Annotated in this window: 10 protein-coding genes and 1 tRNA gene; 7 read left to right on the top strand and 4 right to left on the bottom strand. The window is 68.9% G+C overall.

Annotated features, from left to right (window positions below):
* Positions 1 to 11: 11 nt before the first annotated feature.
* The 6 genes from recF (at position 12) to HNR23_RS22365 (ending at position 7,828) form a co-directional block, all read left to right on the top strand.
* Positions 12 to 1,145, top strand: a complete 1,134-nt coding sequence (recF, locus tag HNR23_RS22390) for a DNA replication/repair protein RecF (RefSeq protein WP_184078446.1) — start codon at positions 12 to 14, stop codon at positions 1,143 to 1,145.
* Positions 1,138 to 1,632, top strand: a complete 495-nt coding sequence (locus HNR23_RS22385; protein ID WP_343070666.1) for a DUF721 domain-containing protein — start codon at positions 1,138 to 1,140, stop codon at positions 1,630 to 1,632. Before recF ends, HNR23_RS22385 begins: the two co-directional genes overlap by 8 nt.
* 299 nt (positions 1,633 to 1,931) lie before the next feature.
* Positions 1,932 to 3,869 carry a DNA topoisomerase (ATP-hydrolyzing) subunit B gene (gene gyrB, locus HNR23_RS22380; protein ID WP_184078444.1) on the top strand — a complete coding sequence of 646 codons (1,938 nt, stop codon included), beginning with the start codon at positions 1,932 to 1,934 and terminating at the stop codon, positions 3,867 to 3,869.
* A gap of 66 nt (positions 3,870 to 3,935) precedes the next feature.
* Positions 3,936 to 6,521: a DNA gyrase subunit A gene (gene gyrA / locus HNR23_RS22375; protein WP_184078442.1), complete on the top strand. Its 2,586-nt coding sequence runs from the start codon at positions 3,936 to 3,938 to the stop codon at positions 6,519 to 6,521.
* 175 nt (positions 6,522 to 6,696) lie between these two features.
* The gene (locus HNR23_RS27575; RefSeq protein WP_343070665.1) at positions 6,697 to 7,593 is read left to right on the top strand and encodes a DUF3566 domain-containing protein; all 897 of its coding nucleotides are present in this window, start codon (positions 6,697 to 6,699) and stop codon (positions 7,591 to 7,593) included.
* 161 nt (positions 7,594 to 7,754) lie between these two features.
* A tRNA-Ile gene (locus tag HNR23_RS22365) sits at positions 7,755 to 7,828 on the top strand.
* 645 nt (positions 7,829 to 8,473) lie between these two features.
* Here the strand turns inward: HNR23_RS22365 and HNR23_RS22360 are convergent.
* The 3 genes from HNR23_RS22360 to HNR23_RS22350 form a co-directional block, all read right to left on the bottom strand.
* Positions 8,474 to 10,438, bottom strand: a complete 1,965-nt coding sequence (locus HNR23_RS22360; RefSeq protein WP_343070664.1) for a HelD family protein — start codon at positions 10,436 to 10,438, stop codon at positions 8,474 to 8,476.
* A gap of 541 nt (positions 10,439 to 10,979) precedes the next feature.
* The gene (locus HNR23_RS22355; protein WP_184078438.1) at positions 10,980 to 12,557 is read right to left on the bottom strand and encodes an MFS transporter; all 1,578 of its coding nucleotides are present in this window, start codon (positions 12,555 to 12,557) and stop codon (positions 10,980 to 10,982) included.
* Between the two features lie 398 nt (positions 12,558 to 12,955).
* Complete coding sequence (locus HNR23_RS22350) at positions 12,956 to 14,383, bottom strand: IS1380 family transposase (protein WP_343070631.1); 1,428 nt, start codon at positions 14,381 to 14,383, stop codon at positions 12,956 to 12,958.
* A 205-nt stretch (positions 14,384 to 14,588) separates the two neighbouring features.
* Between HNR23_RS22350 and HNR23_RS27725 the strand changes: the two genes are divergently transcribed.
* Positions 14,589 to 14,828 (top strand): hypothetical protein, encoded by a 240-nt coding sequence (locus HNR23_RS27725; RefSeq protein ID WP_394353800.1) that lies wholly within the window; start codon positions 14,589 to 14,591, stop codon positions 14,826 to 14,828.
* A gap of 655 nt (positions 14,829 to 15,483) precedes the next feature.
* Here the strand turns inward: HNR23_RS27725 and HNR23_RS22340 are convergent.
* The gene (locus tag HNR23_RS22340) at positions 15,484 to 26,967 is read right to left on the bottom strand and encodes a type I polyketide synthase (protein ID WP_184078434.1); all 11,484 of its coding nucleotides are present in this window, start codon (positions 26,965 to 26,967) and stop codon (positions 15,484 to 15,486) included.
* Positions 26,968 to 26,969 lie beyond the last annotated feature (2 nt).

Genomic DNA, 26,969 nt, shown 5'->3' with positions numbered 1-26,969 from the left:
AAAGAGGCCGGATGTACGTTTCGCACCTGCAACTGGCCGACTACCGCTCCTACGAGGCCGCCCACCTGGAGCTCGGCCCGGGTATCACGACCTTCGTCGGCCCCAACGGCCAGGGCAAGACCAACCTCGTCGAGGCCATCGGCTACGTCGCCACCCTCGGCAGCCACCGGGTGGCCACCGACGCGCCCCTGGTCCGCAAGGGGGCCGAGCGCGCCATCGTCCGGGCCGCCGTGGTCAAGGACGACCGCCAGGCCGTCATCGACCTGGAGATCAACCCAGGCCGCGCCAACCGGGCCCGGCTCAACCGCTCCCCCGCCACCCGCCCCCGCGACGTCCTGGGTGTGCTGCGCACCGTCCTGTTCGCCCCCGAGGACCTTGCCCTGGTCAAGGGCGACCCGGGCGAGCGCCGCCGCTTCCTCGACGAGCTCCTGGTCGCCCGCGCGCCGCGGTTCGCCGGGGTGCGCTCCGACTACGAGCGCGTGCTCAAGCAGCGCAACGCCCTGCTCAAATCGGCGTCGGCCAGGTACTTCAAGCAGCGCACCGAGCCGGACCTGTCCACCCTCGACGTGTGGAACGACCACCTGGCCGAGGCCGGCGCCGAGCTGCTCGCGGCGCGGCTGGCCCTGGTCGCCGAGCTGCAGCCGCTGGCCGCCAAGGCCTACGGTGAGCTGACCACCTCGGGCGGCCCACCGGTACTGCAGTACCGGTGCTCTGCGGCGCCCGACGACCCGCACCTTCCCGCGGACCGCGACCGCCTGGCCGACCTGCTGCGGGCGGCCCTGGCCGAGGCCCGCGGCTCCGAGCTGCAGCGCGGCGTCAGCCTGGTCGGCCCGCACCGCGACGACCTGCTGCTCAACCTCGACGACCTGCCGGCCAAGGGGTACGCGAGCCAGGGGGAGTCGTGGTCGTACGCGCTGGCGCTGCGGCTGTCGGCCTTCGAACTGCTGCGCGCGGACGGCGACGACCCGGTCCTCATCCTCGACGACGTCTTCGCCGAGCTCGACTCCGAGCGTCGCCGCCGCCTGGCCGAGCACGTCCGCCACGCCGAGCAGGTGCTCGTCAGCGCCGCCGTGGCCGCGGACATCCCCGACGAGCTGCAGGGTGCCCGGTTCCGGGTGCACGAGGGGGAGGTGACCCGTGAGTGAGCCGGAGCGTCCACAGCCTGTGGAGGAAGCGGGGGGAGGCGGCGCGCTGAGCGGTGCCGATCTCGCCCGCCAGGCGCTGGCTGCGGCGAGGGCCGCAGCCAAGGAGCGCGGTGCCTCCCCCGACGGGCGGCCGCGGCGTACCCGCCGCGCCCGTGTCCGGTCGCGCAACGAGCCGCAGCTCTTCGGCGAGGCCGTGCGCGCGTGGCTGGTCGAGCACGGCTGGCAGGAGCAGGTCGCGATCGGCGGGGTGTTCGGCCGGTGGGCGGAGATCGTCGGCGAGTTCAACGCCCAGCACCTGCGGCCGGTCTCCTATGAGGGGGGCGAGCTGGTGATCGCGGCGGACTCCGCGACGATGGCCGCGAACGCCCGGGCCATGGCCCGCGACCTCCTGCGCCGCCTCAACGAGGAGCTCGGCGACGGGACGGTCCACACCATCAGGGTGCAGGGGCCGGGCCGCGGACGGGGTCGGCTCCGCAACGGCCACTGAACGCGTCGCGGAACTGATCACGGGGCCTCCCGCGTGTGGGGACTCGGGTCCCGTCCCGTTCGTTCGTTGTGGAGCGGCACAGCGCCGTGGGTGCCACTTTCCTGTCGTGTGCGGGGTATCATGGGGGGAGTTCTTCGGACGCTTCCGCCGGTAAAGCTCGCCCCAAGAGTGGGTGGCCGGATCTGGGGCTTGTGAGCGGTGTCCGGCGTGGGGCTGTCTGTCGGCGTGCCTCTCCCCGGGGCCACCGTGTCCACGCTCCGACCGTCCCCAACGCGTCCCTAGCAGGAGGGTGTTTCCACTTGGCCTACGACGCTTCAGCGATCACAGTTCTCGAAGGGCTTGAGGCGGTACGTAAACGCCCCGGCATGTACATCGGTTCCACCGGTGAGCGGGGTCTGCACCACTTGGTCTACGAAGTGGTCGACAACTCGGTGGACGAAGCCCTCGCCGGCCACGCCAACGCGATCGAGGTCACCCTGATGGCCGACGGCGGCGTCCGCGTCGCCGACAACGGCCGCGGCATCCCGGTCGACCCGCACCCGGTGGAGAAGCGTCCGGCGGTCGAGGTGGTCCTCACCACCCTCCACGCCGGCGGCAAGTTCGACGACAAGGCCTATGCGGTCTCCGGTGGTCTGCACGGTGTCGGCGTCTCGGTCGTCAACGCCCTGTCCACCCGGCTGGAGGTGGAGGTCCGCAAGGACGGACACATCTGGCGCCAGGAGTATGAGCTCACCCACCCCACGGGCGACCTCCGCAAGGACGGCGAGACCGGGGAGAGCGGCACCCAGATCACCTTCTGGGCCGACAGCTCGATCTTCGAGACCACCACCTACAACTTCGAGACGCTCGCGCGGCGGATGCAGGAGACGGCCTTCCTGAACAAGGGGCTGTCCATCACCATCCGCGACGAGCGCCCGGAGTTCACCGGCGACGCCCCGGTCGTCCACACCTACCACTACGAGAACGGCCTGGCCGACTTCGTCCGGCACATCAACGCCAGCAAGGAGCCGTCCCACGCCTCGATCATCTCCTTCGAGGAGGAGGGCGAGGGGATCTCGGTCGAGATCGCCATGCAGTGGAACCAGTCCTACACCTCTTCGGTGCACACCTTCGCCAACACCATCAACACGGCCGAGGGCGGCACCCACGAGGAGGGGTTCCGCTCGGCGCTCACCTCCATCGTCAACCGGTACGCCCGCGACCAGAAGCTGCTGCGGGAGAAGGAGGACAACCTCACCGGCGACGACATCCGCGAGGGCCTGACCGCGATCATCTCGGTGAAGCTGGCCGACCCCCAGTTCGAGGGACAGACCAAGACCAAGCTCGGCAACACCGAGGCCAAGTCGTTCGTGCAGCGCGTGGCCAACGAGCACCTGCGCGACTGGTTCGAGCGCAACCCCGGCGAGGCCAAGGACATCGTCACCAAGGCCAACCAGGCCGCCCGTGCCCGGGTCGCCGCCCGCCAGGCGCGCGACCTCACCCGGCGAAAGACGCTGCTGGAGTCGACCTCGCTGCCCGGCAAGCTGTCGGACTGCCAGTCGACCGACCCGGAGATGTCCGAGGTCTACATCGTCGAGGGTGACTCCGCGGGCGGCTCCGCCAAGGGCGGCCGGGACCCGCACTACCAGGCGATCCTGCCGATCCGCGGCAAGATCCTCAACGTCGAGAAGTCGCGCATCGACCGGATCCTGAAGAACAACGAGGTCCAGGCGATCATCACCGCCATGGGCACCGGGGTCCACGACGAGTTCGACATCGAGAAGCTGCGGTACCACAAGGTCATCCTGATGGCCGACGCCGACGTCGACGGCCAGCACATCCGCACGCTTCTGCTGACCCTGCTGTTCCGGTTCATGAAGCCGCTCATCGAGGCCGGCTACGTGTACATCGCCCAGCCCCCGCTCTACAAGATCAAGTGGGACCAGCGCGGTGCCGACGCCGACTACGCCTTCTCCGACCGGGAGCGCGACGAGCTCATCGCCGCGGGCGTCGCGGCGGGCAAGAAGGACCCGCGCCCGCGCGACCTCGTGCAGCGCTTCAAGGGCCTCGGCGAGATGAACGCCAACGAGTTGTGGGACACCACCATGGACCCGGCGCGGCGCGTGCTGCTCCAGGTGACGCTCGACGACGCCGCGCAGGCCGACGAGATGTTCAGCGTGCTCATGGGCGAGGACGTCGAATCCCGGCGCTCCTTCATCCAGCGCAACGCCCGTGACGTGCGCTTCCTCGACATCTGACCTCGCGTTCGTTTCGTGCGGTAGTGCGGAAGAACAGACTCCACCAGTAAAGGAACATTTGATCCCGTGGCGGATGCGAACACTCCCGAAGCCCCAGACGAGGCCGGCGCGGTGGTGGCCCACCGGGTAGAGCCCGTCGACATCCAGGTCGAGATGCAGCGCAGCTACCTCGACTACGCGATGTCGGTGATCGTCGGCCGCGCGCTGCCCGACGTCCGCGACGGCCTGAAACCGGTGCACCAGCGCGTCCTGTACGCGATGTACGACGGCGGCTACCGGCCGGACCGCGGCTACTTCAAGTGCGCCCGCGTCGTCGGCGACGTGATGGGCAACTACCACCCGCACGGCGACAGCGCCATCTACGACACCCTGGTGCGGCTCGCCCAATCGTGGTCCATGCGGATGCCGCTGGTCGACCCCAACGGCAACTTCGGCTCTCCGGGCAACGACCCCGCGGCGGCCATGCGCTACACCGAGTGCAAGCTCGCGCCGCTGGCCATGGAGATGCTGCGGGACATCGACAAGGAGACCGTCGACTTCCGGCCCAACTACGACGGCCGCTCCAGCGAGCCCGTGGTGCTGCCGGCGCGCTTCCCCAACCTGTTGGTCAACGGCTCCGCGGGCATCGCGGTCGGCATGGCCACCAACATCCCGCCGCACAACCTGCGCGAGGTCGCCGCCGGCGTCGACTGGTACCTGAGCCACCCGGAGGCCTCCGACGAGGAACTCCTCGAAGCGCTGATCGAGCGGATCAAGGGCCCCGACTTCCCCACCCGCGGGCTGATCGTGGGCCGCCGCGGCATCGAGGAGGCCTACCGCACCGGACGCGGCTCCATCACCATGCGCGCCGTGGTCGAGGTCGAGGAGGACGCGCGCGGGCGCCAGACCCTCGTCGTCACCGAGCTGCCCTACCAGGTCAACCCGGACAACCTGGCGCTGAAGATCGCCGAGCTCGTCAAGGACGGCAAGATCACCGGCATCGCCGACGTGAAGGACGAGAGCAGCGGCCGCACCGGCCAGCGGCTCGTCATCGTCCTCAAGCGCGACGCGGTCGCCAAGGTCGTGCTGAACAACCTGTACAAGCAGACTCAGCTGCAGGACACGTTCGGCGCCAACATGCTCGCCCTCGTCGAGGGCGTGCCCCGGACGCTCCGCCTGGACCAGCTCATCCGGCTGTGGGTCGAGCACCAGATCGAGGTCATCGTCCGGCGCACCCGCTACCTGCTGCGCAAGGCCGAGGAGCGGGCGCACATCCTGCGCGCGCTGCTCAAGGCGATCGCGCGCATCGACGAGGTCATCGCGCTCATCCGGGCCAGCGCCTCGGCCGACGAGGCCAAGACCGGCCTCATCGAGCTGCTGGAGATCGACGACGTCCAAGCACGGGCGATCCTCGACATGCAGCTGCGCAAGCTCGCCGCGCTGGAGGCCCAGGCGCTCACCGACGAGTACGACGAGCTGATGGCGCAGATCGAGGACTACAACGACATCCTCGGCTCGCCGGAGCGGCAGCGCAGCATCGTCGCCTCCGAACTGCGCGAGATCGTGGAGAAGTACGGCGACGAGCGCCGTACGCACATCGTCCCGTTCGAGGGCGACATGCGTATGGAGGACTTCATCGCCGAAGAGGACGTCGTCGTCACCATCAGCCGCGGCGGGTACGCCAAGCGGACCCGGCTGGACAACTACCGGGCACAGAAGCGCGGCGGCAAGGGCGTGCGCGGCGCCCAGCTCAAGCAGGACGACATCGTCCAGCACTTCTTCGTGACGACCACGCACAACTGGATCCTGTTCTTCACGAACAAGGGCCGGGTGTACCGCACGAAGGCCTACGAGCTGCCGGAGGCGGCCCGCGACGCCCGCGGCCAGCACGTCGCCAACCTCATGGAGTTCCAACCCGACGAGGAAATCGCTCAGGTCATGGCGTTGCGCGACTACGACGCCGCCCCGTACCTGGTGCTGGCGACGCGCAACGGCCTGGTGAAGAAGTCGCGCCTGGAGGACTTCGACTCCGCGCGCTCGGCCGGCATCATCGCGATCAACCTGCGCGAGGACGACGAGCTGATCGCGGCCCGGTTGGTCTTCCCGACCGACGACCTGCTGCTGATCAGCAGCGACGCCCAGGCCATCCGGTTCTCCGCCTCGGACGAGTCGCTGCGCCCGATGGGGCGCGCCACCAGCGGCGTCATCGGGATGCGCTTCCTGGAGGGCGACTACCTGCTGAGCATGGACGTCATCCGGGAGAGCGACGGCCCCGCCGACGTTCTGGTGGCCACGCAGGGCGGCTACGCCAAGCGGACCCCGTCCGACCAGTACCCGACCCAGAACCGCGGCGGCAAGGGCGTTCTCACGGCCAAGGTCGTCGAGGCGCGCGGCAAGCTGGTCGGCGCGCTGATGGTCTCGCCGGAGGAGGACGAGGTCTTCGCGATCACCTCCAACGGCGGCGTGATCCGCACCCGCAGCTCGGAGATCAAGCAGTCGGGGCGTGCCACCATGGGCGTCCGGCTGATGAACCTCGACAAGGGCAACCACGTCGTGGCGATCGCCCGCAACGCCGAAGCCGACGACGAGGACGTCGATGCGGCCGAGATCGATGTGGCCGAGGAGGAGGCGGCGGAGCCCGGGAGCGGCGGCGCCGCGAACCCCGAGGCGTAGCGTCGGCGTTAGTCGGCTCTAGGAGCATGATGATGTAGAGAGGGGTGCGGAGCGCACGGTCGTGGGCCGTCCTCCGCACTCCCGTATGGGCCGGGCGGCCCGCCCGCGGTGCCCGGCCCGGCCCCGATCCCCCTGACCCGGTTTTCACCCGTCACATGGAAAGACCAGCGGTAACGTGGCTAAGTCTGACAACGCTCAACGGGAATCCGCCGCTGCGGCGTCGGCCGACGTGAAGGTCGCCGACGAGGGCACGGAGGAATCGGCCCACGACGTCACCGAACCGGCAGGGGAGGCGGACGGCGTCGACGCCGGCCAGGGGTCCGGCACCGACGCGCCCGCCGACCGGAACCAGAGCTCGGCAACGGAGCCCGAGGAGCCCGAGCCGGAGGCCGGAGGGGAGTCCGGCGCGGCGTCCGCCCCGGAACCCGAGGCTGAACCGGCCGATACCGAGGCCGGCCACGGTTCGCGGGACGACACGTCGGCCGCGACCACCCCGAACGAGTCGGCCGGTTCGACCGACTCAGGAGACGCAGGTGACGCTGCCGCCTCAGTGGGCTCAGTGGGCTCAGTGGGCTCGGCCCGTGACGACGAACCCGATTCGGTAGCGGAGGCTCCGGTGCAGTCCGAATCCCAGCAGGGGGGTGTGCCGATGTCGGCACCGAAGGATGGATCGAAGGCCGTCAAGGCGACGCCGAGCGCCCGCAAGGCTCACCTGGCGGTGAGCCGGATCGAGCCGTGGTCGGTGATGAAGTTCAGCTTCGTCATCGCCCTCGTGTGCTTCATCATCCTGTTCGTGGCGGTCGCCGTCACGTATGCGATCCTGTCCACGCTCGGCGTCTTCGACGCGCTGACCAGCCTTCTCGTCCAGCTCGCCGACAGCGGCGAGGGAGAGGAGCCGATGCTGAACCCGGCCGGCTGGTTCTCCCCGGCCCGCGTCCTGGGCTACACGGGCCTGATCGGCGCGCTCAACATCATCCTGATCACCGCCCTGTCCACGGTCGGCGCGATGCTCTACAACCTCTCGTCCGACCTCGTCGGCGGTATCGACGTGACCCTCACCGAATCCGAGTGACCCCCGTGCTCGGGCCCGCCTCCACGCAGGCCCGAGCACCCCTTCGAGGGCGCTAAACTTGAAAACGAAGAGGGACGCGGTCTCCCGCGGCCCTCCTTCCACTGCCCAGTCGACCTCGTTCGATCCGGCCCGCCGGATACGGTAGAGTTCCACCGGAGCACGGGCGTATAGCTCAGTCGGTTAGAGCGCATCCCTGATAAGGATGAGGCCCCAGGTTCAAGTCCTGGTACGCCCACACGTTTTCGCAGGTCGGAGCCTTGTATCCCCCTCGGGGTGCAGGGCTCTTCTGCTTCTTGTACGTCGCTCGTCCGTGAACCCCGACGGTCCCGACACGGACATGGACCTTCCGACAGCGCTCTGAGCATGTTGTTCTCGCTCTCCCGCATCGTTATGGGCGATGGGGCCGCAGGTTCAAGCCGCGAGAGGCCTCCACATGGCTCAGTCGCCTTGCCCAGCACCCGCCCAGGCTGGTTCAGCGCCATGCTCTCCGTCCCCCATCGCGACACGGAGCCCGCATCACCTACGCTGCCCCCGGGCCGCAACGGCTTCCTAGCCCTTCAACTGAAGGGCTAGGAGCTCCAGGAGGTCCGCTGCGTCCACCAGGTAGTCCTGGCCGAGCACAGTGGGGAGCCGGCGACATGCCCTCCTTGCAGCTGCTCGCGTGGGAGAACGTGCAGGAGAAGTTCGCCGACTACCCCTGGCACACCTGCCGGGTTCGGCGAGTACAGAATGCACGAACTCGGCATCGAACCCGACGCGTACGACCCGAAGCTCGACGCCGACTTCACCCTGCTGCGCAAAGGGGATCTGAACGTCGTCGGCTTGGACCAGGCCGCGTAATGCCGGGTGCGCCCGCGGTGGCGACGCGGGCGCCGAGTCGTCAGGCGGGCTGGACGGTGATTGTGCAGAGGCGCTTGGTGGCCCGGGTCAGGGCTACGTACAAGTCCCTTTCCCCACCGGGGCGGGCCGTGGTGATTTCCTCGGGGTTAATGACGACGACCCCGTCGAATTCCAGGCCGCGTGCTTCGGACGCCGGTACGATGCGTGCGTGGTGAGCGATGCCCTGGGCCGTCAGCTCGCTCACCCTGGTGTCCGCGCAGATCACTCCCAGAAGCTCGCCCGGGTGCGCGGTGCTCTGGGCACGGAGTTCTTGAACGACGGCGGTGACCAATCCGTCCGGAGATGTGGTGACGGTGCGAGGGCTCTCACCGTTTCGCAGTGAGCGTGTGGCCTCCTGGTCCGGAGCGATCCGCGTGAGCAGGTCCCGGACGCTCTCCAGGATCTCTTGCGTGGTGCGGTAGCTGACGGTCAGGTTGTGCAGTTTGAACCACGGTCCGACGTGGGGGCTCAGTGCTTCCTTCCAGTCGCGTGCTGTCGCGACCGGGCCTGCCTGGGCGAAGTCACCCACCAGCGTCATCGCCCTTGCCGGGCAGCGGCGGACGATCATCCGCCACTGCATGGCGGTCAGTTCCTGCGCCTCGTCGACGACGACGTGCCCGTACGTCCGCTCGGGGGGGCCGTCGACCAGGCTCGCCGCCTCGTCCAGCAACGGCACATCGGCATCGGTCCACGGGTCGTCCGGACCGCGCAGCAGAAGGGACCGCTCCTGCGCGGTCAGGCGGGGCAGGTGCTCGGCGAGAGCGTCGGCGTTTGTCAGGAGCGCCTTCACGAGGTCACCGGGTACCAGCCGCGGCCACAACACCTCGACCGCCCGGTCGACGTCGGCGTCGTCGAGGAGATCGGCTCGGATGGCGTCCAGGTCCAGCTCGTGGGCCGGACCCGAGTCGGCCGCACCTTCGGCACGGCGCCGGGCGGCTCCCGTGAACCGGTCGAGGTTGATGCCCGTCATGCTTTCGGTATCGGCGTCGATCTGCTCCAGGAGGTCGCCCATGTCTCGTTGCATCGCGTCGGTGACGGCGTCGACCAAGAGCTCTTTGAACACCTGGCGCGCGGGGTTGTGCCCCGGTACGGCTGCCACAGCGGCGTCGCGTGCCGTGGCGACTTCCTCGCCGGAGAGGTGAACCAGTTCCTGTCCGACCCGCACGGTGAAGTCACCGGCGGGGGCTTGGTGGACGCGCAGCAGGCCGGCCAAAGCGTCGGCGAGGTCGGAGCTGCCCTTCAGACGCGCCGTATCGAACGGGCCCACCGTGTCCGTGGGCACTCCGGCCAGTTCCCGAAGGGTCGCCAGAACGACGTCGTTCTCTCCGAGCGAGGGAAGGACCTGGGAGATGTAGTCGAGGAACCGGGCGTTCGGGCCCACCACCAGGACACCCTTCTCCGCGGCGCGCGGGAACGCGTACAGGACATAGGCCGCCCGGTGCAGGGCGACCACCGTCTTGCCGGTGCCGGGCCCGCCCTGCACCACGGTCACCCCGCGGTGGGCGGAGCGGACGATCTCGTCCTGCTCGGCCTGCAGCGTCGCGACGGCCGCGTGCATCCTGCCCGTACGCCGTGCCGACAGAGCCTCGGTCAACGGGCCGTCTCCCACGACGTCCTCGTCGGTCGGGGCGGTCCCGTCCAGCAGTTCGTCACTCACCGAGATGACCGTGCGCTCCTCGAGGCGCAGGTGCCGGCGCCGCCGCAGGTTCATCGGGTGGACCGGTGTCGCCTCGTAAAAGGGCCGCGCCGCGTTCGCTCGCCAGTCCACGAGCAGAGGCAGGTCATCCTCCTCCGTACGCAGTCCGATCCGCCCGATGCGCAGGGCCGTGCCATCCGTCCAGTCGATGCGCCCGAAGACCAGCCCCCTTTCGGCGCCCTCCAGTCGGCCGATTTCCTTGGCCAGACGCTCGGCGGCGATTGCTCTCTCGTATGCCTCATGTGGGCTGTCCGCCGGGGCCTTCAGCACACTTGCTCGCTCTACTCGCGCCTCGGAAAGCCGCTCAGTGAGCAACTCATACAAGGAGGACACATAATCCTGCTCCGATTCAACCGCACGCACAGCGGGATCATTCATTTTCGACAACAGGGGGCTCCTTCGATTCGATTCGTACGGTCAACGTGCACCGCCCATCCCACGGACGGCAGGCAGCTGGACAGCATCACCGCATGTGTCAAGTCAACGCTCACTCGATAATCGGCGGATCCGCATCAGACCTTCATTTATCCAGTTCATCGCCCTCTTCCTGTCGTCACTAACGAGTGACCGAGGGCGCAGGGAGGGCATCATGACCCGACGACTGAATCCATGACGGATGACCATGTGGCGTATCACACGTTCTGCTGTTCCGTATATCGCTAATTGCGCTCACGATGCCCATCTTCCTATGGGCGGTCCTGCCTTGGGTGCCGACGATGTTTTGCCGCGCTCGGGAAAGGGGGAAGATAGGAACTCCCCTCATCGCAGGTCAGTAGGCACCTCTTCCTATTCCCCGTCCACAAACGGCCCATCACGCGGTGGAGCGAGGCTCGGAGCTGCGGGCCTCTTCGTAGTCCGGCTCCGGTGTCGCACTCTTCTTCTTTCCGGTGGCTGGCAAGGCGATCAGCAGCACGGCTGCTGCGAAGAGTGCGATGAGCATGATCCAGATCGCGCCGACGTGCATAGCGTGGATGAACGCATGATCGGCAGCCTGCGCAAGAGCGGGCCGGTCTAGAGTGGCGGCTACATGCCGAGCCTGTTCTGCGGAAACACGGGCGCTATCCTGTAGCGCCTCCGGGACATCGCTCAGCGAGGGTTCGATCGCGCCTCGATATGCGATCGACATGATCGTGCCGCCCACCGCAATCCCGATCACACTGCCGACCTGCCGCGCCGTGTTGGTGACGGCCGACCCGGCACCGGACCGTTCCAGCGGCAGACTGCTGATCAGTGCTCCGGTCACCGGGGCCATCACCATGCCGACGGAAAGGCCCTGCGCCAACAACAGGATCTCGATCCAGAAGAGTGGGGTGTGCAGATCGAGAAATCCGACCGCGCCAAAGCTGAACGCCGCCACAGTGAGCGCCGGCACGGCGACAGGGCGCAGCGACCATCGGCTGACCAGGCGTGCGCCCAGGGGCGCCCCTACGACAGCGCCGACCGCGGTCGGAACATTGGCCAAGCCGGCCTTCATCGGCGAGTAGCCCAATGCCCCCTGCATATAGAACGCGTTGTAGAAAGTGACGGCAGCCACAGAAAAGAACAGCAACGCCATGGACGCGTTGCCCCCACCGAACAATCGCTGCGCAAGCATCCGGGGATCGAAGCTTGGTTCCTTGGTTCTCAATTCGACGAGCACGAAAGCGGCCAGCAGGACAAGCCCGACCGCGATCGGCGCCCAGACGTCCGAACGGCTCCAGGCGCCCACCTGCCCCGCGCGAATCAGGCCGTAGGTCAACGCCGCGAGTCCGCTGATCGACAGCAAGATCCCAGCCGGGTCCAGCGGCCGCACGGTAGGGCTGCGAAAATTGGGGACCAACAGGACGATCCCAGCCAATGCCAGCACGACAATCGGGACGTTGACGAGAAAAACCGAACCCCACCAGAAATGATTGAGCAGGAGTCCCGCCAACACCGGTCCAGCTGCCATTCCAACACCGGTGGATGTCGAAGAAATGGCGATTGCGGTTGCCCGACCGGGGCCGGTGAAGGTCCACAACAGGATGGCAAAGTTGGCAGGCATGATCAGTGCGGCGCCGACTCCCATCGCGGCCCGGGCGGCAATCAGCTGGCCGGCATCGCCTGCGTACGCCGCCCAGATCGAGGTCCCGGCAAAGATCACCAAGCCAACTGCGAGCACATTCCGGTGGCCGAAGCTATCGCCCAGTGCGCCTGCGGTGAGCATCAAGGTTGCGAAGACCAGGGTGTATGCGCCTGTCGCCCATTGCAGCTCGGCCGGGCTGGTGCCCAGTCCGCGAACGGGGTCGGCAAGGGTCTCCAGGGTAATACTGAGGACGGTGTTCTCCAGCCAAATCAGCAGCGAACACACCATGAGAACGGCAAGAATCAATCGCTGCCTGGACTTCGGCAGCGTTGGAGGCGCAGTCATGAACACCTTTGGATATCGATCGCGGGAGCTTGAACGACGGAACTATAAGCAAACTCCACAACGCTGTCAATCTCAAAATTTTTCGTCAAAACCGTTGCGGCCGAGCCGAACCATATGCCCTTGGCGGATTTGCGGACTGAATGATTTTGTGCCTCTGGCGGATCTCCGAGTTGAGGGATTTCACCCCCCCCTGAGGGTTGCGACTGAGCGGATTTTCTGCCTTTAGCCTCGATTCTTCAGCGGGGTGAGGCCAGTGATCGGTCCGGCACTTCGCCCGTTATGTCCTCGGCCGGTGGAGGACGGGCCGTCGCGTGACGCCGCGGGGTGCGCCGGGTTCCACGGGCCCGGGATCGCGAGGTTGTCCTCCTTCCTGCTTCCCATCGGGGTCGGGCCCGCCGTCAGCCGGCGGCGGGCAGGCCTCTGAGTCTCATCCAGCAGGTGGCGAACGCCTCCGCCCAGGGCCAGGTGCGCTCCAGGCGCAGCAAGCGGCGGCGGGCGTGGCGGGCCAGCCGGGCGGGCAGGTGGTAGAGGCGAAACCGCATGGCCTCCGGCTCCGCGCGGGCGAGGTCGTCGTGGTCGTGCAGGGTGAGCAGGCGCAGCCAGGCGTCCAGGTCGCAGGCGATGTTCGCGGCCAGCATCCAGGCGGTGTTGATGTCCCATGAACGGGAGGGGAGGTTGGCCAGGCCCATCGCCTTGTTGGTGCGCACCCGGTCCTCGACCCCGGCGTGGTCGCGGTGCAGAGCGTCGAGGAACTGCACCTGGTGGGACCCGGGAATCCCCCACATGCGTCCGATGTTGGTCGCGGTGACCGAGTAGCGCCACCCGGTGCGCTTCTCGAAGGCGGTCAGGTTCTTGGCGTGGCGTTTGGAGGGGCGGACCCGGCGCGCGATCAGCCGCAGCCCGTGCGGCCAGCCCTGCCGGGTGTTGAGCCCGGTCAGTTCGGCCACCTCATAGCCCTCCTGCACCTCTCCCTCCTGGGTGAGGGAGGTCTGCCAGGCGTGTTCGGGCAGGCGGGCGATCGCGGACTCGTCCTCGGGCGTGATCTTCCAGCCCACGGTGTAGCGCACCGTGCGCCGGGTAGTGGCCAGCGCTTCGAGGTGATTGAGCAGGCCGTGGGTGGCCCCGGCCCCGTCGGCGCGGATGAGCAGCTTGGCCGCCGAGGAGCCGGGGATCTGGTCCAGGGCGGCCCTCAGCACACCGATGTGGTCGTCGACGGTGTTCGCGCCGGCGTTGCCCGGCCGCAGCTGCATCGCCAGGCACTCGCCGGTGTTGGCGCACCAGGCGCCCAGGGGGTGGAATCCGAAGGTGCCCTTGAACGTGGGTGCGGCCCCGTGCTTCTTGGAGGCGCTGGTGATGACGGTGGCGTCCAGGTCGACGGTGATCCACCCCTTGAGTTCCCGCCCGGCCACACTCAGGTGCGGGAAGCCGCCCGGCCGCAGGTGGAGCAGCGTCCACACGTGGCGGCGGATGTGCTTGCGCGCCTTGGTGATGGCCGCGAGGGTGGGTTCGTCGAGGGCTTCCAGCAGGCGGCGCAGGGTGGAGTCGGAGGCCGGTGGGCCGAAGATGTGCTGGTGGTGCAGGCCGAGCCGTTCGGCTTCCAGCAGGCTGCGCGCTCCGAGTGCGATCGCGATCGCGAGGTGGACGAGGGCTGTGGCCCGTTCCTTCCAGCCGTTGGCGGTGCTGGAGGGGAGCACGTCGGTGAGGGCGCGGGTCAGGCCGGTGCGGTCGGCGAGCTTGCGCAGCAGTACTGCTCCGGCGTGTCCGACCAGGTGTTTTCCGTCGGTTGTGACGGACAGGCCGCGGTCCCAGCGTGTAGGCTCGCTCACCAGAAAGGTGCTCCTGATACTGCGCTTGATGCTTCCTCGACAGTCGCATCCTTGCAGTTCAGAGCACCTTTCGTGCTGTTAACGGGGCAGAAGCTTCAATTCCGCTGAATAGCTGGGGTTAGTGAGCTGTCGCACCGCGTCCTGCGACCCGTCGCCGATCGATGGCGGCCCGGTCGCCGAGTTTGTACACCGTCGCGCAGGACTGGTGGTCGTCGATGAACTCCTCGACGCCATCCTCAACACCAAAGGCGTGGCCAGCGGCATGGGCAAGCCGTTCACCAGGAAACCCGTGGCCTTCATCCGGCATGCCTACCACGTACGCAGCCACCCCCGACGACTGCGCGCTCAAGGCATGCTCACCGTCGCCGAAACCGCCACCGAGCTCGGCGTCCACGTCCTGGTCCTGACCATGGACACCCTAGACACCGAAAAGGGAGCAGTGTGATGGCAGACGTTCGTCCTTCGGCTTCGGCACGCGCCGGGTCCACCAACGTGTCGTAGTAGGGGGCGGGTTCGGGGTACGACCTGTAGATCTGCGGGTCGTAGAGGTCCGGCTTGTCCACCCCGGTCCTCAGGTCGTCCGGCACCAGACGCCGCGGGACACCTGGCTCTTGGACCGGCCCGCGTCCCCATGCACGTGGATCTTGATGACGCCGACCACGGTGAATGTTCTCCTTGCCATCCGGTGTGTCCGTCTGCCTCTCGGAGCCGTCGAGGGACCTCGACGGCTCCGAGAGGCCAGGACCCGCAACCCGGGCACCGGCATGGCCCATGGGAAACCCGGCCGATTCGCAAGAAAGAAGCAAAAATCTCGCAGACAACCCACAACAGGGAATATCAGGCTAGTTCGAGCGTGGCCCGCGGCGTGATCGACGGTCAGCGTCCCGCTGGGGAGCCGTGACCACAGGGGGAAATGACTGACCGCCGATCATGCAGATCGTGGGGAATCACCTGACCGTCGACACGGGGTCGTGCCCCAAGTAGCGGCGGGCCGCGTGAACATCGCCGAATGCTCGGCGCAGGCGCCCGAGCACGCCGCGCGCGCGGCCGGGCTTGTCCAGGTCATGTGTCCTCGTTCCTCGAACCCGACGGTTCCGATATCAACGGCCGCTGATTGAATCGAGCCAGCGCCGGAGGTGTGCGGCGGTCTCTGCCGCCTGTTCCTCGATGATCGAGAAGTGATCTGCCTCGATGCGCTCGATCGGTCCACGGTGTTGCCAGTCGGGGACGGGGTCGACGTCTCCGAAGCTGCTCAGCGTCACGGTGGCCCGCAGATTCAGCGTCGGCGCGGCGATCGGCTTGGCGTCGCGCTCAGAATAGATCCGCACATAGCCGCCCATGGCGACGAGGCCGTGGTCGTCGACGGGGGTCAGTGCGTTGTCCCGGGACAGGATCTGCCCCAGCGCGTCGGTGAGCACGAGGCGGTTGAGTTCGACGTCTTCCGTGGAGTAGGTGTCGATCATCGCGACGCCCGCGAGCTCGCAGCCGTCGTCTTCGAGCCGCCGGGCGACCGCATGGGCGAGCGCACCACCGATCGAATAGCCGATGAGCGCCACCGAGCCTCGCTCGAGTTCCGATGCGACGGCCGCGGCCAGGCTCTCGATCGCCGCCGCCCATGTCGCCGGTAGGTCGTCGCCTGCGCGCATGCCGGGCAGCCGCAACGCACTGACCTGCTGCTCGCCGCCCAGTTCGCGGGCCAGGCGGGCGAACTGGTGTGGGCCTGATCCCGGCAGGAACGAGGGGATGCAGATCAGTGCCGGTGCCGCGGCACCGCGCGCCAGGAGCTGCGCAGCCGGGGGCTGTGCGGCGGCCTCGTCGGCGGGGTACGTGGTCATCAGAGCCTGGCTCGCGATCAGCAGGGGCATCGCCCCTGCCAGCTCACCGCGGCGATGCGCTGCCGACACCAGGTCGGTGATCGTGCCGCGCACGCCAGCCGGTGCCTGCTCGACCACACTGGTGTCGGATTCCTCGATCCGCGATCGCACCAGTTTCGCCACATCGGCGGCGGTCGGGTGGTCGAAGATCAGCGTCGACGGCAACGTCAGCCCGGTCAGCTGTGCGAGCCGGTTCCGGAATTCGACGGCACCGAGGGAGTCGAAACCGAGCTCGGTGAACGGCGCGTACGGCTCGATCGCGTCGCCGGACAGGTGGCCGAGGACCGCCGAGGCGACGTTGCGCACCTCTCGCAGGATCACACCGTCGCGGTCGGCGTCGGGCAGTGCGGCCAGCTGCCGCGCCAGGCTGACATCGGCACTCGCGGTGGCAGGGGGAACCCGGATCATGCCGCGCAGTACCGCGGGTAGCGTGCCGCCGCGCGCCAGGTTGGTGAGCGCCGCCGTGTCCAGCAGCGCCGTCGTCGGTGTCGCCCGATCGGTCGCGAGTGCGTTGTCGAACAGCGCCATCCCGGACTCCGGGGCGATCGGGATCAGGCCCAGCCTGGCCCGGATCTGGCGGGCGTACTGCTCGGCGCCGTCCCCGCTGAGTATCCCTGCCATGCCGACGGTCCACAGTCCCCAGGCCAGTGAGTGCGCGGGCAGGCCCGCGCTGCGCCGCACGCGTGCCAGCGCGTCCAGCGCGCTGTTCGCGGCGGCGTAGTTGCCCTGCCCTTGTCCGCCGAGCAACGGCGCCGCGGACGAGAACAGCACGAAGGCCGACAGATCCAGGTCGCGGGTCAGCTCGTGCAGGTGCAGTGCCGCATCGACTTTCGGTGCCAGCACCCGTGTCGTCTGCGCGGTGGTGAGGGTGTCGAGCGTGCCGTCGTCCAGGACGCCCGCCGCATGGATGACGGCGGTCAGCGGGGCGTCGGTGTCGATGTCGGCCAGGAGGTCCTGGACCGCGGCGCGTTTGGTGACGTCGCACGCCACGACCCGGACGTGGGCGCCGAGGTCGGTCAGCTCGGCGACCAGTTCGGCGGCGCCGTCCGCGTCGGCACCGCGCCGCGATGCCAGCAGCAGCCGTCGTGCGCCGTGCGCTGCGACCAGATGCCGGGCGACGATCGCGCCGATGCCGCCGGTGCCGCCAGTGATGAGCACCGTGCCGTGGTCGAACGACAGTGGCACGCCCGGTTCGGTGGCGGGCAGCGGCTGCAATCGCGGTGCCAGGAGCCGACCCTCGCGAACGGCCATGTGCGGTTCGTCCTGGGCCACGGCGTCGGCGAGCGACTTGATCGGCAGGGCGTCACTGTCGTGGTCGATGAGCAGGAACCGGCCCGGGTGCTCGGACTGTGCGCTGCGCACCAGCCCCGCCACGGCGGCCCCGACCAGATCGGGTTCCTCGCCGGGCAGTCCGGCGGCCGTGCGCGTCACGATCGCGAGTCGGCCGGGATGGTCGGCGACCATCCAGTCCTGCAGCAGTGCGAGCGTCGTCAGAACGCCGGCGTGTACGTCCGCCGCGCCGACACCGATCCCGCGGGGCGCCTGCCATACCACCGTGTCGGGAACATCCTGCAGTACAGCGAGTTCCGCGAGATCGACACAGCATGTCGGGGGCTCATGGGCCTCGACGGTCGCGGGGTCGCCGAGCACAACGATGCGCCCGGGGGCCGCATTGGAGACGGCGGGCACGGGCACCCACTCGAGGTCGAACAGCGGTGCCGCGCCGCGCAGCTGGGCCAGAGCCTGCCGCTCGATCGGGCGGACCCGCACCGACTCCATGCTCAGCACGAGGGCGCCGGTCGCGTCGACTGCGTCCACGCAGAAGGTGTTCGGTGCGATGCGGGCGATGCGGGCGCGCAAGGCACCCACACCGGACTGTGCCAGCTGGACACCGTCGAAGGCGAAAGGCAGTGGCACCCGGCCGTCGCGCCCGCCCTCGGCGAGATGGTCGACAGCCGCGTGGAATACCGCGTCCAGCAGTGCCGGATGCAGTCCGAAGGCGGTGGCGCGCGCTGCGGTGTCGGTGTCGAGCGCCAGGTCGACGAAGACTTCCTCCCCACGCGACCACGCGGCGCGAACACCCTGGAACACCGGGCCGTACCCGAAGCCCAGGTCGCCGAGCGCGCGATACACCTGCTGCCCGTCGACCGGATCGCCCGCAATCGGAGGCCACTCCTGGGACCAGTCCGGCGCCGCGGTCGGCGCGGCGGGCGTGAGCAGGCCACGGGCATGCAGCACCCAGGCGTCGGCGACGCGGGCGTGGATGGCCACGGTCCGGTGCCCGTCGGCGTCGGGTTCGCCCACGGCGAGCTGAACATCCGCGGCACCATCGATCGGGAGAATCAGCGGCGCCGCGAGCACTAGCTCCGCCAGGCGCGGCACGCCGAGCCGGGCACCAGCGGCCAGAGCCAGTTCCACGAATCCGGTACCCGGCATCAAGACCGCGCCGCAGACAGCGTGGTCGGCGAGCCATGGATGCGTGAGCAGCGAGAGCCTGCCGGTGAACAGCCACTCGTCCTTGTCGGCGAGCTGCACCTGGGCGTGCAGCAGCGGATGGTCGGCGGAGTCGGCGCCGGCGAGCGGCGCAGCGGCCTCCGCGGGCAGCAGCCAGAATCGTTCGTGCTGGAAGGGGTAGGTCGGCAAGGTGACCCGTGCCTGCGGTTGATCTCCGAAGTAGGCCGCCCACCGCACCGGCTGGCCCGCGCAGTGCGCGGTTGCCAGCGCGGCGACCAGTTGCTCGGGTTCGGCGACTGTGCGACGGGATCCCGCGACCACCGATGCGCGCGCTGCGGGTTCTGACGCCAGAGTGGCGCGGGTCATGGTCGTCAGCACCGCGTCCGGGCCCAGCTCGACGAACAGGCGCGCACCCCAATCGAGCAGTGACTGCACCGCCGGGGCGAAGCGCACTGCCTCGCGCACCTGCCGTACCCAATACTGAGGCGTACCCACCGAATCGCCGGCGAATGCGCCGGAAACCGTGGAGCACAAAGGTATTCGTGGCTCGTGATACGTCAGGCCCGCGGCGATCTCCGCGAAGTCGGTCAGCATCGGATCCATCAATGCGGAGTGGAACGCGTGGCTCACCCGCAGCCTGCTGGTCTTGACGCCCTCGGCCACCAACCTCGACTCGAGCGCCGAGACCGCCTCGGTGTTTCCGGAGAAGACCACCGAATCGGGAGAGTTCACAGCGGCCAGCGAGACCGCGGTGGCTGCCGGATCGGCATCACCCGCCGCCAGCAGCTCCACGGCCCGTCCCTCCGGCACCGCGGCGGCCAGCATGCTCCCCTCTGTCGGCAGCGCCCCCATCAATCGACCCCGGGCCGCAACGAGTCTGCACGCATCAGACAGCGACCACACACCGGCCACATACGCCGCGGCCAGCTCGCCGATCGAATGCCCGGCCACCACATCCGGCGTCACGCCCAACGACTCGACAAGGCGATACATCGCCACCTCGAACGCGAACAACGCGGGCTGGGCGTACTCAGTTCGGTCCAGCAGAGTCTCGGCAGTCGCGCCGCTCGCAGCGGCTGGTGCGTCGATCTCACTCGCTTCCTGCCCGATGCCGGTGCGCTGCGCGCCGAACATCACATCCCGCAGCGAATGCTCCAGATGTGCGTCGAATTCCGCGCACACATCGTCGAGCGCGGCGGCGAAGGCCGGGAACGCCCGGTACAACCCAGCGCCCATCCCGATCCGCTGCGCGCCCTGACCGGTGAACAGGAACGCTGTCGTGCCTGTCCGACTGGCGCCGTTGACGATGCCCGGTCCTGGCTCGTCGGCTGCCAGACGTGCCAAGGCCGCCAGCAGCGTCCCCCGGTCCGAGCCCACGACGGCGGCGCGCTGTTCGAGCTGCGCGCGGTGCAGCGCCAGCGTCACCGCGACGTCGGTCAGGTCGAGCTCCGGACGTTTGTGCAGAGCGTCGTACAGTCGGCGCGCTTGGGTCCGCAGCGCGGCAGTCGTCCGCGCGGACAGCAGCAACGGCAGAACCGCCGTGCGCGGTAGATCGACCGGCCGCGGCGGGACCGCGGGCGCCTCTTCGAGGATCACGTGTGAGTTGGTCCCGCTGATCCCGAACGACGACACTCCCGCCCGGCGCGGACGCTCCCCGACCGGCCACGGCTCGGCCTCGGTCAGGATCCGTACCGCGCCCGCCGACCACTCCACGTGCGGCGATGGCGCGTCGACATGCAAGGTGGGCGGCAACATCTCGTGCCGCAGCGCCTGCACCATCTTGATCACACCGCCGACACCGGCAGCCGCCTGCGCGTGTCCGATGTTCGACTTCAACGACCCGATCCGCAGCGGCTCGGCGCGATCCTGTCCGTAGGCGTTGATCAGCGCCTGTGCCTCGATCGGGTCACCCAGCGTGGTGCCGGTGCCGTGCGCCTCCACCGCGTCCACCTCGGCCGCGGTCACCCCTGCGTTGACCAGTGCCTGCGCGATCACCCGCTCCTGGGAAGGACCGTTCGGTGCGGTCAAGCCGTTGCTCGCACCGTCCTGATTGATTGCGCTACCGCGGATCACGGCCAGCACGGGGCGCCCGTTACGCTGCGCGTCGGACAACCGCTCAAGGGCGAGCACGCCGACGCCCTCGGCCCACGAGACACCGTCCGCAGCACTCGAGAACGCCTTGCAGCGCCCATCCGGTGACAGCGCCCGCTGCCGGGAGAACTCCACGAACAGCAGTGGAGTCGACATGACCGTCGCTCCGCTGGCCAGGACCAGCGACGTCTCCCCGGCGCGCAGTGCCTGCACCGCCAGATGCAAGGCCACCAGCGACGACGAACATGCCGTGTCCACCGTAACTGCGGGTCCTTCCAGGCCGAGGGCGTAGGACACCCGGCCGGAGACGACGCTGCCGGCCGATCCGGTCGCCAGATAGCCTTCCGCGGCACCGTTGGCGGCGTCCCGCGCCGTGTAGCCGTAGTCCTGGTACATGACACCCGCGTACACCCCGGTATCGCTGCCCCGCAGTGAGGTCGGATCGATACCGGCGTCTTCGAGCGCTTCCCAGGACGCTTCGAGCAGCAACCGCTGCTGCGGGTCCATCGCCGCTGCCTCACGGGGTCCGATTCCGAAGAAGGCGGCATCGAAATCACCTGCGGCATGCAGGAATCCGCCTTCTCGGGTGTAGATCTTGCCAGGTTTGCCGGGGTCGGTGTCGTACAGGTGGTCGACGTCCCAGCCGCGGTCGCCCGGGATCGGGGTGATCGCGTCGACGCGCCCGGTGATCAGTTCCCATAGCTGGTCAGGATTCTCGACGCCGCCGGGATACCGGCAGCTCATGCCGACGATCGCGATCGGCTCGTCGGCCGTGGCTTTGGCCCTGGTCGAGGCGGGGCGCGGTCGTGCTGGCTCCGAACCGTCGACCCGGGTACGCAGGAAGCCCGCAACAGCGGCGGCGGTTGGATAGTCGAACACCAGCGTGGACGGAAGCTGAACACCTGTGGCGGCGGTCACCTTGTTGCGGAACTCGACTCCGCCGAGAGAGTCGAAGCCCAGTTCTGTGAACGGTGTTTCGGAGTCGATGGCGTCGGCCGACTCGTGGCCGAGGACCGCGGCGGCGATCGCGCGGACCTCATGACGGATCAGCTTCTCCCACTGATCGGCGGGGGCGTCGAGCAACCGCTGGCGCAACGGGCTGTTGGCGATCTGGCCGCGCGACGGTATGTGAATCAGGCCGCGCAGCACCGCAGGCAGCGTGCCGAGCCGGCCCAGCACGGTGAGGGCGGGTGTATCGAGCAGCGCGGTCATCAGCATCGGTTCGCCGGTGTTCAACGCGTCGTCGAACATCTGCATGCCGGTGTCCGGCTCAATCGGGGACAAACCGAGACGCGTGCGGATCTGACGCACCAGATGTTCGGCACCCGGGTCGTTCAATGCCTCGGCCATGCCGCGCTTCCACAGCCCCCAGGCCAGCGAATGCGCGGGCAGACCGGCGCTGCGGCGCGCCTGGGCGAGGGCATCCATCGCCGCATTCGCGGCCGCGTAATTGCCCTGGCCCTGCCCACCGAGCAGCGGCCCGGCGGAGGAGAACAGCACGAACGCCGACAGATCCATGTCGCGGGTGAGATCGTGCAGATGCCAGGCGGCATCGACCTTCGGGGCGAGCACCCGATCCACCTGCTCGGCGGTCAAGGTGTCGATGGTGCCGTCGTCGACCACGCCCGCGGTGTGCACGACAGCGGTCACCGGTTCGTGCGCCGGTACAGATTCCAGCAGCGCCGCGACCGCGGCGCGGTCGCTGACATCGCACTCGGCGACGCGTACGTCGGCGCCCAGCGCGGTCAGCTCGGTGACCAGCTGCGCGACGCCCGGCGCGGCGAAGCCGCGGCGCGAAGCGAGCAGCAGTCTGCGTACCCCGTGCCGGGTGACCAGGTGGCGTGCGGTGACGGCGGCCAATCCGCCTGCGCCGCCGGTGATCAGGACCGTACCATCACCGAAGGTCTCACCGGTCGATTCGACGGTGGTCGTACGAATCAGCCGCGGTGCCACCGTGGCGCCGTCGCGGATCGCGAGCTGTGGTTCGTCCGTGGCGACTGCGGCGGCGATCCGCTGGTGCACGTCCGCGAGGTCGTTGTCGTCGAGGTCGACGTTCACGATGCGCCCCGGATGTTCCGATTGCGCACTGCGTACCAGGCCGCGGACGGCCGCTGCCGCGGGATCTGGCGTCTCACCGGGCAGACCTGCTCCATTGCGGGTCAGCACGATCAGCGTCGAGTTGGCGCACCCCGGTTCGGCGAGCCAGTCGCGCAGCACCGCGAGGGCGTTGTGGACGGCGGTGCGGATGGTCGCGGGGACGTCGTCGCCGTCCGCCGACGCCGTTTCGGGCGACCAGACGACGACCGCGCCTGTGTGGCCCCCGCCTGTCGCGAACGCCGCGACATCCTCGAACGTCTCGGGGCAGCCTGCGACGGGTCGACCCAGTGCAACCAGTTGCTGGTCCGACACCGCAGGCGCCGTCACCGGCGTCCAGTCGAGAGCATAGAGCGGGCTGCGGGCACCGGCGAGAGCGCTCGCGTCGGCGGGGCGGGCGAGCACGGCGTCGATCGACAGTACCGCGGCGCCGGTGGCGTCGCAGGCGTCGATGCGCACCTTCTCGGGACCCGAACGGATGATGCGGGCGCGGACCGCGGTGGCGCTGTGCCGGAATACACGGACGCCGCCGAAGGAGAACGGAAGCGGCAGCCTGCCGTCGGGCAGGTCGTCGGCGAGCACATCGATGGCAGCGTGGAAGGTCGCGTCCAGTAGCGCCGGATGCACCCCGAAGGCAGCCGCCCGGCCCGCTGTCGTCTCGTCCAGGGTCACCTCGGCGAACACGTCGTCACCACTGGTCCAGGCGGCGCGTACGCCTTGGAAGCTCGGGCCGTAGCCGAACCCCAGGTCGGCGAGCCGGTCGTACAGTCGCGTTCCGTCGATCGGCGTGCCGTCGGCCGGCGGCCAGTCGGGGTCGATCCAGGCTGGCGTCACGCCGTCGGTGGGGGCAAGGGTGCCGGTGGCGTGCAGCGTCCAGTCCGGCTCGACCGGGTTGGACCCCGCGGTGCCGGTGACGGCACGCGAGTGGATCGACAGGCGTCGACGGCCGGTGTGGTCGGGCTCGGTCACCGAGACCTGCACGTCCACGGCAGCGGCACCGTCGAACAGCAGCGGCGTCGCCAGGACAAGTTCGTCCACGACGGGCAGGTCCAGGCGGCTACCCGCGGCCAACGCGAGGTCCACGAATCCGGTGCCGGGCAGAAGCATCGCTCCGAAGGCCGTGTGGTCGGCGATCCACGGCTGGTCGGCGGTGGAAAGCCTGCCGCTGAACAGCCATTCGTCGCGACCGGCAAGCGGCGCGGCGACGCGCAGCATCGGATGATCGAGCGCGGAGAAACCAGCGCGGCCCATGTCACCGAGCGCGCCGTCGTCGGGCTGCACCCAGTAACGGCGATGCTGGAAGGCGTAGACAGGCAGGTCGAGGTGGGTGACCGGCCTTCCCTGTGTCAGCGGCGCCCAGTTGACGCCAACGCCCGAGCAATGGGCGGCGGCGAGCAACCGCAGGAACTGGTCGACCTCATCGACGCCGCGCCGTGACGCCGCCGCGACCAGCGAGCGGGACGCCACCTCGTCGGTTAGTGTCCGGCGGGCCAGCGCCGCCAGCGCCGCGTCCGGACCCACCTCGACGAACCGGCGCACGCCGGCGTCGACGAGTGACTGCACCGCCGGGGCGAACCGCACGGCCTCGCGCACCTGCCGCACCCAATACTGCGGCGTCAGCAGTTCGGGACCGGCCGGCGCACCGGACACCGTGGAGCACACACCCATGCGTGGCGCCCGATACTCCACCGATCTGGCGACCTGCTCGTACTCGGCAAGCATCGGCTCCATCAACGCCGAATGGAAGGCGTGACTGACCGTCAGCCGGGTCGTCTTCACACCCTCGTCCGCCAGCCGGTCCTCCAGTGCGACGATCGCCGCCGTCTCGCCCGAGAACACCATCGCCTCAGGCGCATTCACGGCCGCCAACGAGACCGTCCCAGCCGCGAGCAGTTCCTGCGCCCGCTCCTCCGACACCGCGGCGGCGAGCATCGCTCCGTCTGTCGGCAGCGCGCCCATCAACCGACCACGGGCGGCAACGAGTCGGCATGCGTCGGCCAGCGACCACACCCCGGCCACATAGGCCGCGGCCAGCTCACCGATCGAATGCCCGGCCACCACATCCGGAGTCACGCCGAACGACTCCAAGAGGCGATACAGCGCCACCTCGAACGCGAACAGCGCAGGCTGCGTGAATTCCGTCCGGTCAAGCGAGGCCATGCGCCCGGTGTCGCCGACGCTGTTCCCGGCACCACCGGTCCCGCCGAACATGACCTCGCGCAGCGATACCCCCAGCAGGGCATCGAATTCCGCGCACACCTCGTCGAGGGCAGCGGCGAACACGGGGAAGGCGGCAGCCAACCCAGTGCCCATACCGAGACGTTGCGCGCCCTGACCGGTGAACAGGAAGGCCGTCTCACCGGTGGTGGCGACACCTGACACAACATGCGGGGATGCCGAACCCGCGGCCAGGGCTTTGAGGCCGGCGAGCAGACCGGCCCGGTCGGCGCCGAGCACCGCGCCGCGCCAACCCAGCTGAGCGCGCGCAGTGGTCAGGACGGCAGCGACATCGGCGTCATCTGCCTCGGGCTGGTCGGCGAGCCAGGCCAGCAGTCGGCTCGCCTGTGCCCGTAGCGCGGCCTCCGACTTGGCCGAAAGCAACCACGGTGTCGGCGGCGTCGATGAGCCCGACTGCGACTGCTGGACAACAGCGTCCGGTCCTGTCACCGGATCGACGGCACGGTGGCGCGGCGCCTCTTCGAGGATCACGTGAGCGTTGGTCCCGCTGATCCCGAAGGACGACACGCCCGTCCGACGCGGACGATCGAGCTCCGGCCACTGCTGAGCCTGCGTCAGCAGTTTCACCGTGCCTGCCGACCAGTCGACCTCGGGGGTCGGCTCGTCCACGTGCAAAGTCGAGGACATGACCCCCTTGCGCATCGCCATAACCATCTTGATCACGCCCGCGACACCCGCCGCGGCCTGCGTGTGACCGATATTCGACTTGACTGAACCCAGCCACAACGGGTTGTCGTCCCCACGGGCCTGGCCGTAAGCAGACACCAGCGCCTGCGCCTCGATCGGATCACCCAGCCGTGTACCTGTACCGTGCGCCTCCACGGCATCCACCTCGGACGCCGACAGCCGCGCGTCAGCCAACGCAGCCCGGATGACCCGCTCCTGCGAAGGCCCATTCGGCGCAGTCAGCTGGCTGCTCGCACCGTCCTGATTCACTGCGGAACCACGAATCACGGCCAGCACCCGATGCCCACTGCGCTCTGCGTCCGACAGCCGCTCCAACACCAACACACCCACGCCCTCGGCCCAGCCCGTGCCATCCGCCGACGCCGAGAACGCCTTGCACCGGCCATCCGGCGACAATCCACGCTGCCGAGAAAACTCCACGAACGTGCCCGGTGTCGCCATCACCGTCACACCACCCGCAAGCGCCATCGAACACTCACCCTGACGCAGCGACTGAGCAGCAAGATGAAGCGCGACCAGCGAGGACGAACACGCGGTATCGACCGTCACCGCCGGCCCCTCCAACCCGAAGGTGTAGGCCAGACGACCCGACGCGATGCTGCCCGCGCTTCCGGTCAGTAGGTAGCCCTCGAAGTCCTCGGGCGCACTGGGCATCCGGGAGCCGTAGTCGTCGTACATGACGCCCGCGTACACACCGGTGCGAGTGCCCCTCAGCGCGGTCGGGTCGATGCCTGCGTGCTCGACAGCCTCCCACGCCGTCTCCAGCAGCAACCGCTGCTGGGGATCCATCGCCGCCGCCTCGCGAGGGCTGATGCCGAAGAACTCGGCGTCGAACCGGTCCGCCTCGTACAGAAAGCCGCCTTCGCGGGTGTACGAGGTCCCGAGGTGGTCGGGGTCTGGGTGGTACAGGTTTTCCAGGTCCCAGCCGCGGCCCTCCGGGAAGAGACCGACCGCGTCACGTTCGGCGCTCAGCAGCTCCCACAGATCATCCGGGGAGGCGATACCGCCCGGGAGTCGGCATGCCATGCCCACGATCGCGATCGGCTCGTGTGCACGCTCCTCCAGATCCTGCACACGCTGACGGCTCTCCCGCAGGTCGACCATTGCCCGCTTGAGGTAGTCGCGAAGTTTCTGCTCGTTGTCCATGT

The sequence above is a fragment of the Nocardiopsis mwathae genome, assembly GCF_014201195.1.
In the GTDB taxonomy this organism is placed as follows: domain Bacteria; phylum Actinomycetota; class Actinomycetes; order Streptosporangiales; family Streptosporangiaceae; genus Nocardiopsis_C; species Nocardiopsis_C mwathae.
This window is presented reverse-complemented; position numbering and strand designations above follow the sequence as displayed.